The 12,376-nt window shown below is 64.1% G+C and carries 13 protein-coding genes; 11 read left to right on the forward strand and 2 right to left on the reverse strand.

Features of this window, described 5'->3' with window-relative positions; all coding sequences use genetic code 11:
* Nucleotides 1–273 precede the first annotated feature (273 nt).
* A complete protein-coding gene (locus VH499_RS21955; protein WP_332054998.1) occupies nt 274–717 on the reverse strand; it encodes a MarR family winged helix-turn-helix transcriptional regulator in 444 nt (147 codons plus the stop codon).
* Nucleotides 718–917: 200 nt separating this feature from the next.
* On the opposite strand from VH499_RS21955, the gene VH499_RS21960 reads away from it, so the two are divergent.
* From VH499_RS21960 to VH499_RS21990, 7 genes are all read left to right on the forward strand, one after another.
* The gene (locus VH499_RS21960) at nt 918–2,066 is read left to right on the forward strand and encodes a substrate-binding domain-containing protein (protein WP_414709823.1); all 1,149 of its coding nucleotides are present in this window, start codon (nt 918–920) and stop codon (nt 2,064–2,066) included.
* A 121-nt stretch (nt 2,067–2,187) separates the two neighbouring features.
* Nucleotides 2,188–3,045 (forward strand): branched-chain amino acid ABC transporter permease, encoded by an 858-nt coding sequence (locus VH499_RS21965; RefSeq protein WP_332054899.1) that lies wholly within the window; start codon nt 2,188–2,190, stop codon nt 3,043–3,045.
* A gap of 3 nt (nt 3,046–3,048) precedes the next feature.
* Nucleotides 3,049–4,299 (forward strand): substrate-binding protein, encoded by a 1,251-nt coding sequence (locus VH499_RS21970; RefSeq protein ID WP_332054900.1) that lies wholly within the window; start codon nt 3,049–3,051, stop codon nt 4,297–4,299.
* A complete protein-coding gene (locus tag VH499_RS21975) occupies nt 4,293–5,363 on the forward strand; it encodes a branched-chain amino acid ABC transporter permease (RefSeq protein ID WP_332054901.1) in 1,071 nt (356 codons plus the stop codon). The genes VH499_RS21970 and VH499_RS21975 overlap by 7 nt, the downstream gene beginning before the upstream one ends.
* A 6-nt stretch (nt 5,364–5,369) precedes the next feature.
* Nucleotides 5,370–6,104, forward strand: coding sequence for an ABC transporter ATP-binding protein (locus VH499_RS21980; RefSeq protein ID WP_332054902.1), 735 nt, complete (start codon nt 5,370–5,372; stop codon nt 6,102–6,104).
* Nucleotides 6,097–6,798, forward strand: coding sequence for an ABC transporter ATP-binding protein (locus VH499_RS21985; protein WP_332054903.1), 702 nt, complete (start codon nt 6,097–6,099; stop codon nt 6,796–6,798). The genes VH499_RS21980 and VH499_RS21985 overlap by 8 nt, the downstream gene beginning before the upstream one ends.
* Before the next feature lie 30 nt (nt 6,799–6,828).
* The gene (locus VH499_RS21990) at nt 6,829–8,343 is read left to right on the forward strand and encodes an amidase (protein ID WP_332054904.1); all 1,515 of its coding nucleotides are present in this window, start codon (nt 6,829–6,831) and stop codon (nt 8,341–8,343) included.
* A gap of 9 nt (nt 8,344–8,352) precedes the next feature.
* Here VH499_RS21990 and VH499_RS21995 read toward each other — a convergent pair whose 3' ends face one another.
* Nucleotides 8,353–9,174 (reverse strand): glucose 1-dehydrogenase, encoded by an 822-nt coding sequence (locus VH499_RS21995; protein ID WP_332054905.1) that lies wholly within the window; start codon nt 9,172–9,174, stop codon nt 8,353–8,355.
* A gap of 51 nt (nt 9,175–9,225) precedes the next feature.
* Here VH499_RS21995 and VH499_RS22000 point away from each other — a divergent pair, with 51 nt between their 5' ends.
* The 4 genes from VH499_RS22000 (at nt 9,226) to pqqA (ending at nt 12,333) form a co-directional block, all read left to right on the forward strand.
* The gene (locus VH499_RS22000) at nt 9,226–10,098 is read left to right on the forward strand and encodes a TauD/TfdA family dioxygenase (RefSeq protein WP_332054906.1); all 873 of its coding nucleotides are present in this window, start codon (nt 9,226–9,228) and stop codon (nt 10,096–10,098) included.
* A 127-nt stretch (nt 10,099–10,225) separates the two neighbouring features.
* On the forward strand, nt 10,226–11,506 hold the full coding sequence (locus tag VH499_RS22005) for a PQQ-dependent sugar dehydrogenase (protein WP_332054907.1): 1,281 nt from the start codon (nt 10,226–10,228) through the stop codon (nt 11,504–11,506).
* An 89-nt stretch (nt 11,507–11,595) separates the two neighbouring features.
* The gene (locus VH499_RS22010) at nt 11,596–12,201 is read left to right on the forward strand and encodes a c-type cytochrome (RefSeq protein WP_332054908.1); all 606 of its coding nucleotides are present in this window, start codon (nt 11,596–11,598) and stop codon (nt 12,199–12,201) included.
* Nucleotides 12,202–12,255: 54 nt separating this feature from the next.
* Nucleotides 12,256–12,333 carry a pyrroloquinoline quinone precursor peptide PqqA gene (pqqA, locus tag VH499_RS22015; RefSeq protein ID WP_085934747.1) on the forward strand — a complete coding sequence of 26 codons (78 nt, stop codon included), beginning with the start codon at nt 12,256–12,258 and terminating at the stop codon, nt 12,331–12,333.
* The last annotated feature ends 43 nt before the right edge of the window (nt 12,334–12,376 follow it).

Here is a 12,376-nt window from a genome sequence, read left to right on the forward strand (position 1 = left end):
CGGCGGCAGGCCCCCCAGCACGTACTGCAAGGCTTCCAGGCCGCCGGCGGATCCGCCGATGACGACGATGTCGCGAGTGCGCGAGGTCTCGGCCAATATCGCCTCCGGTCGGGGGACATGAGAGCGCGGCAACCCGTCGCCTTGAGCGAGTGGCCGGAAGTCCCGGCCCGTCCGCGTGGCATTCGGCGCGTCTTTGGTAACGCACCGATCCTCGCCGGGTTCGCCAGAGTTAGGGCTGGAGCCGAATTTCAGCCCCGCGCGAAGCGGCCTCCGTCACCCGGAGCGCTCGATCAGGGTTTCGAGCAGGCGTTTCAGCTGAGCCATGGCCTTGCCGCCGTAGTTCTCGGCGATGAATGCCTCCTGGCCGAGAGCCAGGGGAACTAGACGGCGGACCAGCGCCTTGCCGCGGTCGGAACAGAAAATGAGCACCTTGCGGCGGTCGCGAGGGTCGGAGATCCGATACACCAGCGAATCGGCGACCATGCGGTCGATCGTCTTGGTGAGCGTGGGATGGTTGAGCAGCGCCGCTTCGGCGAGGTCGCCCATCGAACGCCCATTGCCGTCCGCCAGAACTTTCAGGATCCGCCACTGCTCGACGGGAACGCCTTCGACCCGCAAGCGCGTCTCGAGCTGGCGATTGATCTCGCGATTCGCCTGGGCGAGCAGATAGGCCAGGTGGACCGTAATGGGCGAATCGGCGGAGGGCGAATCGGACACGATCAGATCCCGAAGTTCTAGAGAGGCGAACGATGCTGCACGTTTGCGATCTATATGTACTTCAACGGTTGAAAATTCAATGTTCCTGCCGGCGAAGCGGGCCCAGAGAGGGCCGTTTCGCTTGCTCCGCGATGGACGCAGGATGCGCACGCGGAGGTCGATATGGGAGGCATTCCTAGGGGCCCGGTTGACGGTGGCCGATGCTAGCGGACAGCCCGTCTTCGGCCTGGAGTTCCGAACTGCCGCCCAGGGTGTCGCGCGGCATGCGCGGTGGCGTTCCGCGCGAGCGCCGCCGGCGGGACCGTCGCAAGCTGCGCATCGCCCACTTCACGACGCTCACCGGATCGGCCGGCATCTGGGGGCCTTCATCCGTCAATAGCGCTGTCCTTGCCGCGAGCGAGATCAACAAGCGCGGCGGGATCCTCGGTCGCGAGATCGAGCTTGTGATCCATGACGCCGGAGATGCGCCGGAGGATCTGGCGCGCACCGCCCAGGACCTCGTCACCGGCGAAGATGCGGACGTCATCCTGGGTTCGCACATGAGTGCAGTCCGCGTATCGCTTCGACAAACCTTCAAGGGACGTCTCCCGTATATCTACACGCCGATCTACGAAGGCGGCGAATGCACGCCGGGCGTCCTGGCGATCGGCGAGACGCCGCCCCGCCAGGCGCGTCCCGCGGTTCGCTGGCTGGCGGAGCACAGGCATGCCTGCCGCTGGTATCTGATCGGCAGCGACTATGTCTGGCCGTGGCTCTCGCACCGCGCAGTCAAACGCTACATCGCAGATGCCGGCGGCCAGATCGTCGGCGAGGATTTCGTCAGAGTGGGCGAGCACGACCACAGCCGCTATCTCGAGCGCATCCGCACGACCCGGCCCGACGTCGTGTTCATCTCGCTCATCGGCCTCGACGGCATCGTCTTCAACCGATCTTTCGGCGAGCATGGCCTCGGTTCGAGGATCCTGCGTCTGGCCAATTGCGTGGACGAGACGGTCTTGCTCGGTATCGGCGCGGACAACACGACCAATCTGTTTGCTGCCTCGGGCTACTTCGCGAGCGTCGCGACGGCGCACGGCGAGGCTTTTCGCGCCGCCTACCACGATGCATTCGGCGCATTCGCACCGCTGCCGGGATCCACGGCACAGTCGAACTACGAAGGACTGTACTTTCTCGAAGCGATTGCCCGTCGTGCAGGCACGCTCGACCTTCGCAGCCTTTGCGCGGCCGCGGAGGGTGCCGTGTACCGCGGCGGGCGAGGCGCGCTTGGTATGCATCGCCAGTGCGTCGAGATGCCGATCTATTTCGCCGAGGCCGACGGCTTCGACTTCCGGCTGCGGGAAAGATTCTGACTGCGCCGCTCGCCAGAAATTGGTTGAAGACTAAAACATTTCTGTTTTAAGTATCCGGTTTGGAGCAATTCCACGCTGCCGTCGCGCATGACGGCGGTCGCTTGGATCTGGCGTGGTGGTCATGGGCGACGAAGTTAAGCTCGCGTTCGACCTGCTGGCGTTCATCTCTGTCATGGTGCTGATCGTGCTGGGACTCGGCATCATCGCCAGTATGATGGGCATCTTCAATTTTGCCCACGGCGAGTTCGTCCTCCTCGGCGCCTATACGGTCTACCTGTTCGAAAGCAGTGGCTGGTCGGCCTGGGCCGGCATTCTCGCCGCGCCTGTCGTGCTGGCGATCGTCGGCCTGGTGCTCGAACGCCTGGTGATCCGGCGGTTCTACGCGGCGCCGATCGTCGCCATGCTCGGCACCTATGCGATCGGTCTCATGATCCGCGAGACCATCCGTGCTCTTCTGGGCGGCCAGTACAAGTCGATCAATGAGCCGTTGTCCGGCGCCTTCACCGTGTTTGGCCTCAACTTCTCGGTCTGGCGCACCGTGATTGTGCTGACGACGATCCTTGTCATCGCCGGCACCTGGCTCTTCCTGTCACGGACGTCGACCGGCCTCCAGGTCCGTGGCGCGCTGGAGAATCCCAACCTCGCGCGAGCCTGCGGCATCTCGACCGGCAAGCTCTATGCTGCGACCTTCGCGTTCGGCGCGGCGCTGGCCGGTCTCGCCGGGGCGCTGATCGTGCCGCTCTACCAGCTCTCCGCCGATATCGGCACGCGCTTCCTGGTGCAGGCCTTCCTCTCGGTCATGCTGGGGGGCGTCGGCACCTTCGAGGGGCCGGTGCTGGGCGCTGCCGCCGTCGGCGGCATGGCCGCCGGATTGCCGTGGATCGTCATCCCGGTACTCGCCGATCCGCTGGTGTTCGTGATCGCGCTCGCGATCGTCAAGTTCCGTCCGCAGGGATTCATCACGCAAGGGAGAATCTAAATCATGACCGACAAACGATTTCGCGACGATCTTTCGCGCCAGGGGCTCGGCCGCCGGCGCCTGATGGGCGCGGGCGCACTTGGCGCGGCCGGCTGGATCGCAGGTGGAGGCGGCTGGTTGCTGGCGCCCAAGGGAGCCTATGCGGCGGATGCCATCAAGATGGGTATCGCGACCGACATCACCGGCGCCATCGCCCCTTCGGGCAATGCCGACTGGCAGGTTGCGCAGTTCACTGTCGAGCAGATCAACAAGGGCGGCGGCGTCCTCGGCCGGCCGATCGAGCTCTATCTCGAGGATACCGCGTCGGATCCAAAGATCGCGGTGGGCAACGTGCGCAAGCTGATCCAGGAGCGCAAGGTCGATGTCGTGCTGGGTGGCATCACATCGGCGATGCGCCAGGCCATCAAGGACCCGATCGTAAATCGCGGCCGCACGCTCTACATCTATCCGCAACTCTACGAAGGCCAGGAGTGCACCAAGCATCTCTACTGCACCGGCCCGACGCCGGCGCAGCAGTGCGACAAGCTCATTCCCTATCTCATCAAGACGGTGGGCAAGAAGCGGTTTGCCATGCCGTCGGCCAACTATGTCTGGCCGCAACTCCTCAACAAGTATGCCCGCAAGGTCATCGAGGCCAACGGCGGCGAGGTCGTGTTCGAGGAATATTACCCGCTCGACCAGGCGGAGTATTCGGCGACCATCGGCAAGATCCGCGACGGCAAGGTCGACTGCGTGTTCAACACCGTCATCCCGCCGGGCTTGCAACCGTTCTTCAAGCAGCTCTACGAGTCGGGCTTCCAGAAGAGAGGCGGGGCGTTGGCTTGCGTCTACTTCGACGAGAACCTCTTGAACTACCTGCCGGCGGAGGAGATGGACGGCCTCTATAGCTGCCTCGACTACTTCCAATCGGTGGCCGATCCGTTCAGCAAGCAGCTCCAGGCCGACTACGCCAAAAGGTTTCCCGACACCAAGTACCTGTTCACTGCGGGCTCCGCTGCGACCGGCATGTATCGGGGGATCAAGCTCTACGAAGTTGCGGTCAAGGCGACCAATGGCGATCTGAAACGGGAAGTGGTGTCGGCGGCCTATGACAAGGCCAAGATCGACCAAGGCCCGGGCGGTGGCGCCGAGATGGTGCCGGCCCACATGCACTGCAAGATGAATATGTATATCGCGCAATGCAAGGTCGATGCGGGCAAGCCCCGTTATGACATCATCGGCAAATCCGACATGGTCGATCCGAAGGAATGCTGAGCGAAGCTGAGTCCGAGCTAGCCATCTCGTCTCCGTCGGAGAAAAAGCGGCGGGGAGCGGCGGGACGTGCGCGGCGGTTCCGCCGCGTCCTGCCCTACATCGAGGTCGGCGCGCTGGTCGTGGCGCTGGTCCTGCCGTTCGTTCTCGGTGACCGTACCGATCTCGTGACGCTCGCGACCAATGTCCTGATCCTGTCGATGCTCGCCATCAGCTTCGATCTCTGCTGGGGCTTGGCGGGCATCATGAGCTTCGGCCAGGCGCTGTTCTTCGGAGTTGCGGGCTATGCCATCGCACTGGTCGGGCGCGACCTTGATTTCAGCGACATCTGGGGCACGTTGCCGTTGGCCATGCTGGTCGGGCTTTGCCTGTCTGGCTTGTTCGCCGCCTTCCTGCTGCTTGGCCGCACGACGCCCAGCATCATCTTCGTGGCCTTCGGCACGCTGACCGGATCCTACGCTGCCGAGCGCCTCGTCTCAGGGTGGCAATATGTCGGCGCCGGCAACGGTCTTTCCTCGGTCAAGCTCCTGAAGCTTGGCGCCTACGAATTCGTCGAGGGCGACACCTTCTATTTCCTGGCGCTCGGTTTGTTGCTGCTGGTCTACCTGGCGGCGCGCTACTTCAAGCGGTCGCAACTCGGTCTGGTTCTGGCCGGCATGCGCCAGAACGAGGAGCGGCTGGCGTTCCTCGGGTACCGCGTGCAGCTCTTCAAGGCGCTGTTGTTCTCCTTCGCGGGCCTGGTCGCGGGCCTTGGGGGGGCGCTCTACAGCTACCATCAGGGCTTCATCGGTCCAGGCAACATGGGACCTGGCCTCTCGACCACTGCGGTCATCTATTGCCTGCTCGGCGGCTCCGGCACGTTGATCGGTCCGGTCTTCGGGACGGCGACGGTGGAGGTGCTGTCCTACGCACTGTCCGACATCGACGCCATCAGACACATATGGCCGGTCGTGCTGGGTCTGGTGCTCTTGCTTGTGGTGATGTTCCAGCCGCGCGGAATCGTCGGGCTGTTCGTGTCGGATCGCGAGCGCATCGGCTCCTATGGCCGACGCCGTTCAAGCAGCTGACGCATCATGGCGCTCCTCGAAATTCGCGGCGTTAGCAAGAGCTTCCGCACTCTGCGGGCGCTGGATGGTGTCGATATCGATGTCGAGGCCGGGCGGTTCCATGGATTGATTGGGCCGAACGGCTCGGGCAAAAGCACGCTTTTGAAGGCGATCGCCGGCGCACATTTTGCCGATTCGGGCACTATCGTCTTCGACGGAACCGACATCACCCGCGCCACGCCCTACGAGCGCGCCCGCGCCGGCCTCAGCCTCAAGTTCCAGATCACCGCCGTGCTGCCGGAACTGTCGGTCTACGACAACGTCCTGCTCGCGACCCAATCGGCCGAGAGCCTGCCGAGGCTTTTGCGATCGTCGTCGCGTCATGCGCTTGGCGAAGACGTAGTCAGCCTGCTCAAGCGTTTCCGGCTGATCGATCGCGCCGACGATCTCGCGGGCGAGCTGAGCCATGGCCAGCAGCAGTGGCTGGAAATCGCCATGGCCCTGGCGCTGAAGCCCAAGCTCCTGCTGCTCGATGAACCAACCGGCGGTATGAGTCCGGAGGAACGGCAGGTGACGGGCAAGCTCCTCGAACCGCTTCGGGCGCATTGCGCCCTCGTCATCGTCGAGCACGACCTGCATTTCATCCGCGATATCTGCGACTACCTGACGGTGCTCGACCAGGGCAAGGTGCTGGATCAGGGCGATGTCGAGACGATCCAGCGCTCGCCCAAGGTCCAGCAGGTGTTCACGACCCGTGTCTGACGCGGCCCTCCTGCAGGTCGACGGCCTGTGCGCGGGCTACGGGCACAGCCAGGCCTTGTTCGGCGTTTCCCTGAAGGCCGCGCGGCGTGGCGCGATCGCAGTGCTGGGTCGCAACGGCGCCGGCAAGTCGACGCTGCTCAAGACCGTGTTCGGCGAGCTGGCGCCAATGTCCGGCACCATCCGCCTCGACGGGGCGGCGATCGAGAACGAGTCGGCCGAGCGGCGCGTGCGCCGGGGAATCGGCTACGTGCCGCAGGAGCACGCCATCTTCGCCAAGCTGACGGTGCGCGAAAACCTGCTGCTGGGCTGCGTGCGCCAGCCCGATCGCTCGGGCATGGACTACGTGCTCGATTTCTTCCCCAAGCTGGCGCAGCGACTGGCGCAAACTGCGGGTACCCTGTCCGGCGGCGAGCGCAAGATGCTGGCGATCGGCCGCGCCGTGCTGGGCCGTCCGCGGCTTCTCATGCTCGACGAGCCGACCGAGGGCGTGTGGGTCGGCGTGATCGAGGAGATCGCCGATCGCCTGAAGCAGCTGTCGAAGGAAATGGCGTTGATCCTGGTCGAGCAGCACATCGAGCTCGCGCTCGAGGTGGCGCAGCACGCCTATGTGATCGACCGCGGCCAAGTCGCCCTCGAGGGGCCCAGCGTGTCGGTGAAGAATGATCCGCAATTGATGCGCCATCTGGCGCCCTGACATGTCGATTCACGGCAAGAGGAGGAGACCATGGCCGTTCAAGTCCCGACTGAAGAGCAATTGCGACTGGTGGCGGCCGAGGTCGGCCTGTCGCTGACCGACGCCGACGTGAAGTCGTTCATCGATCTCATGCGGCCGAGCGTGGCCGCCTACAACGTGGTTGACGCCATGCCCGACAACCTTCCGCGCGTGAAATATCCGCGCACACCGGGCTACCGGCCGTCGGCCAGCGAGAACAAGCACAATGCATGGTACGTCAGGACCAAGGTCGAAGGCGCGTCGCGCGGCAAGCTCAAGGGCAAGACCGTGGTTCTGAAGGACAACATCATGCTGGCGGGCGTGCCGATGATGAACGGCGCGGCCACGCTCGAAGGCTACGTGCCCGACATCGACGCGACGGTGGTGACGCGCATCCTCGATGCCGGCGGCACGATCGTCGGCAAGGCGCATTGCGAGAATTTCTGCCTGTCCGGCGGCAGCCACACCAACGCGACGGGCGCCGTTCACAATCCCTACAAGCTCGGCTACTCGGCCGGCGGCTCCTCGTCGGGCAGCGCGGTGCTCGTCGCCCTCGGCGAAGTCGACATGGCGCTGGGCGGCGACCAGGGCGGCTCGATCCGCATGCCGTCGTCCTTCTGCGGCACCTACGGCATGAAGCCGACCCACGGGCTGGTGCCCTACACGGGCATCATGCCGATCGAGATCTATGTCGATCATACCGGTCCGATGACGGCAAATGTCAGCGACAACGCCTTGCTGCTGGAGGTGCTCGCGGGACCCGACGGCTACGACTCGCGCCAGATCAACGTCAAGACGCACCGCTACACCGATGCGCTCAAAGGCGACATCAAGGGCATGAAGATCGGCCTCGTGACCGAAGGCTTCGCGCAGGCCAATGCCGAGAAGGACGTGAACGAGAAGGTCAAGGCGGCGGGCAAGAAGCTCCAGGCGCTGGGCGCCACGGTCGGCGAGGTCTCCATTCCCATGCATCTTGCCGCGCCGGCGCTCTGGATGCCGATCGGCACGGAGGGCCTGACGCAGACCATGATGTGGGGTGACGGCTATGGCGTCAGCCGGCCCGATCTCTACGTCACCAGCCTGATGGACTTCCATCGCAACTGGCGCAGCCGCGCCAACGAGATGTCGGAGACCACCAAGCTCTTCACCATGTTCGGCACCTATATCCGCCGCTATTACGGCAGCCGCTACTACGGCAAGGCGATGAACGTGACCCGGCTGCTCACCGCGGCCTACGATGCGGCGCTCGACGAATACGATCTCCTGATGATGCCGACCACGCCGATCAAGGCGACGCCGCTGCCGCCGCCTGATGCGCCGCGCGAGCTCTATGTAGAGCGGGCGCTGAACATGATCTCCAACACCGCCCCGTTCGACATCACGCACCACCCGGCCATGGCGGTGCCGTGCGGCATGTCGGGCGGCTTGCCGGTCTCGCTGATGCTGGTCGGCAAGCACTTCGACGAGCCGGCGATCTACAAGGCGGCCTTCGCCTTCGAGCAGTCGGGAGACTGGAAGAAGATGTAGAACGCGAGGTCAGCGCGCGACGAGGCTGGTCACCGCTCCACCGGTCGCGGTCCGGCCGCCGTCGACTACGAACTGGCCGCCGGTCGTATTCGAGGCGAGGTCCGAGCAGAGGAAGAGAACCATGTTGGCGATCTCTTCCGCCGTGGTGTAGCGCCCGGTCGGCTGGGCGGCTTGGTAGCGCGCGTTGATCGTCGCCGGATTGCCCGGCGAGAGCTGTTCCTCGAGCGCGTGGATCATGCGCGTGTCGACCGGACCCGGGCAGACCGCGTTCACGCGGATACCCTGACGCGCGACCTCGCCGGCCGCCGTCTTGGTGAGCCCGATCACGGCATGCTTGGAGGCGACGTAGGCCGGCATGCCCGGTGTTGCCACCAGCCCCGCGACCGAAGCCGTGTTGACGATCGCCCCGCTCTTCTGGCGGATCATCTGCGGCAGCACATGGCGCAAGCCCAGGAACACGCCTTTCACGTTCACGCCGATCACCGCGTCGAACACCGCCTCGTCGTACTCCGCCGTCGGCATCACCTTGCCTTCGATGCCGGCATTGTTGAAGAAGCAGTCGATCCGGCCGAATCGATCGACGGCAGCGTTCACGTAGGCGCGGACGTCCTCGGATCTTGCGACATCGGCGGTGACAGCAAGCGTCTCGCCGCCTTTCTGCCGGATGATGCCGGCGGTCGCCTCTGCCGCCGCTCCGTCGCGGTCGACGACCACGACCTTCGCGCCGCGCTCGGCGAAGCCCATCGAGACAGCGCGGCCGATGCCATTGCCGCCGCCGGTGATCAGCGCGACCTTGCCGGTGAAATCCATGATGCGTGCCCTCTTGCCCAACGATACGGGAAGTCTACCATCGCCGGGCCGTTGCAGTCGCGAGGAGCCGGCATGACCATCACCGTCACGCCACGACATCCTGCCTTGGGCGCCGAGGTCCGCGGCGTCGATATGCGCCATCCGGTAGAAGCCCAAACGGTGCAGGCGATCCGTGACGCCTGGACCAGGCATCTCGTCCTCGTCTTCCCCGACCAGCGCATCAGTGACCCGGAGCATGTTGCTTTCACGCGCAATTTCGGCGAGCCGGAGATCTTCCATCAGACCTCGCTCAGCCTGCGCTCGGACCGGGTGAAAGAGATCTTCCTGGTCTCCAACGTCGACGAGCATGACCGGCTCATGCAGCCGTCGGAGCCGTCCCAGAAGCAGCTTTCCTCGTCCCGCCAGTGGCACACCGACTCGAGCTACCGGCCGATGCCCAGTATCGGCTCGTTGCTGCATGGCATCGAGATCAGCCGCACCGGAGGCATCACTCAGTTCATAAACATGTACATGGTGTACGACGAGCTGCCGGAGACGCTGCGCCGCCAGGTGGAAGGCCGGCGCGCGCGGCACGACTTCAGCATGCTGCACCGACTCACCGGCGCGCCGCCGCCGACGGCGCAGGAGCAGGCGGCGATGCCGCCGGTCTGGCATCCGATGGTGCGGCGCCATCCAGTCAGCGGGAAGAAGTCGCTCTATATCAGCTCGATCTACAACGACGCGATCGAAGGCATGGACGATAGCGCCGCGCGCCGCCTGATCGAGGAACTCTCGACCTTCTCGGCCCAACCCAGATACATGTACCGTCATGTGTGGCAGCCGCACGACGTTCTGATGTGGGACAACCGTTGCACAGTTCATGCGGTCACGCCGCACGATCCGGAGGAACGTCGCGTGATGCACCGCACAACGATCGTCGGCAACGAGTCCGTCGTACCCGCATAGGCGTCCTGAAGCGCGGCTGCTTGAACGGCGGCAAAGGGGGGCATAGCCTTCCCGATTGCCAGTAGACGCCCACTCTCTCGCTCAACCGACGCGTCTCCTGCGCAAACAAGTGAGAGGAGACACCCAGATGAAACGGCAAGAGACAGCTTTGTCCAAAGTGTGCCTTGTCGGTGCGGTCGCGGCCTTTTTTGGCTGCGGTGCCCTATCGGTCCAGGCTCAGACCACTGCGGAGTCGAGTGGGCTGAAGCACTATGAGTCCAACAGCAAGGACTTCTGGCTCCATCCGCCCGATGACTGGTTCCTCGGCGACGAGACCAAGGACCAGAAGGGGCTCACGCCGAATGCCGGCCAGCCATTGCCGACGCCCGAGGCCGACCTCGAGAAGATCCTCGCGAAGATCAAGCTGCCTCAGGGATTCAAGATCAGTGTATGGGCGAGCAACGTTCCCCAGGCGCGACAGATGGCGTGGGGAGACAAGGGCACTCTCTTCGTCGGAACCTTCGACAAGGGGACGGTGTCCGCGGTCAGCGAGGTGAACGGCAAGAGGGTCGCCAAGCCCTTCATCACCGGCCTGCGCATGCCCACCGGGGTCGCGTTCATGGATCACGCCCTCTACGTGATCGACATCGACAAGCTCTACAAGTACGACAATCCGGAAGCGGATCTCGAGAAGGCGCCGACTCCCAAGGTCGTCTACGACGACATGCCGCCTTACATCCCGCACGGCTGGAAGTACCTCGTCCCGGACGGCAAGGGCTGGTTCTACATTCCCTTCGGGCCGCCCTGTAACATCTGCCTGCCGCCGACCAGCGTGTCGCAATATCGGCGCGTCAATCCGGCGAACGGCACGGCGGAGCTGGTGGCGCTCGGCATACGCAACAGCGTCGGCGGCGCAGTCGATCCGCGCACCGGCGATCTCTGGTTCAGCGAAAATGCCCGCGACTGGATTAGCGACGACAAGCCGAGCGACAAGCTCAATCATGTGTCCAGGCTCGGCCAGCACTTCGGCTATCCCTACTGTCATGAAGGCGACATGGTCGATCCGAAGTTCGGCATGGGCCACAAGTGTTCCGAGTTCACGCCGCCCGTCGTGAAGCTCGGCCCGCATGTGGCGCCGCTCGGCATGAAGTTCTACACGGGCAACCAGTTCCCCGCCGAATACAAGAACGGCATCTTCATCGCCGAGCACGGCTCGTGGAACCGGCACAAGAAGAACGGCTATCGGATCGTCTTCATCTCGGTCGGAGCCGACGGCAAGAATCCCAAGGAAACCGTCTTCGCCGGCACGTGGCTGGACGACCAGAAGATCCTCGGCCGTCCGGCCGATATCCTCCAGGCGCCCGATGGTTCGTTGCTGGTCGCCGACGATCAGACCAGCGCCATCTATCAGATCAGCTATCACAAGTAGCTGGGCCGACTCCGTTCTCCCCGTCCGCAACCCGGCGGCCGGGGAGGCGCTTCTTTGTTTCCGACGAGGCGACCGGTTGCCGAGGGGCGATGTCCGCGAAATCGAGTTTCACGCTTTCCGTCCTGATGGCGATTGGTTTGCTGTTGATGCTTCCGGCCACGACAGGGCATGCCGGCGAGCCGCCGCCCGCTTTGAAGGAAATCGTCGAGACCTGTGCCTCGTGTCACGGTCAGGACGGCGTATCGGCAATCGTGAACACGCCTTCGCTGGCTGGCCAGCCCGACATCTTCATCCAGTACCAGCTCGTCTTCATCCGCGATGGCACGCGCAAGGTCGAGGTCATGCAGGAGATGGCCAAGGCTCTGACCGACGAGAATATCCGCGATCTTGGCGCCTACTACTCGGCGCTGCCTCCGCCGCCCGCCCTGGCCGATGCGCCGGCGGTCGATGTCGCCAAGGTCGCCGCGATCATCACGCAGCGTCACTGCGACAGCTGTCACAAATCGGATTTCTCGGGCCAAGGTGAAACCGCCCGTCTTGCCGGACAGCGGCCGGACTATCTGATCAAGGCCCTGTCGGATTTCCGTGCCGGAGTCAGGCGCGGCCGCGGCATGGGCACCATGATGGAAGTCTCAGTGACTCTGCAAGACCCCGATATCCAGATGATCGCTGCCTACCTGGCGAGCAAGCCTTGACACCCTGTTTGAATCCTCCGCATCATCCCACGTCCATTTCAAGGGAGCGAATCCATGGCTTGGAAAACGCCGCGCATTGTCGAAATCGCCGTCGGCATGGAAATCAACTCCTACGCCTGCGCCGATCTGTAGTTTCTGCAACCTTCGCGGCATCCTCGCCGCGATATAATGAATG

It is taken from the genome of Reyranella sp. (genome assembly GCF_036558665.1).
Classification (GTDB): Bacteria; Pseudomonadota; Alphaproteobacteria; order Reyranellales; family Reyranellaceae; genus Reyranella.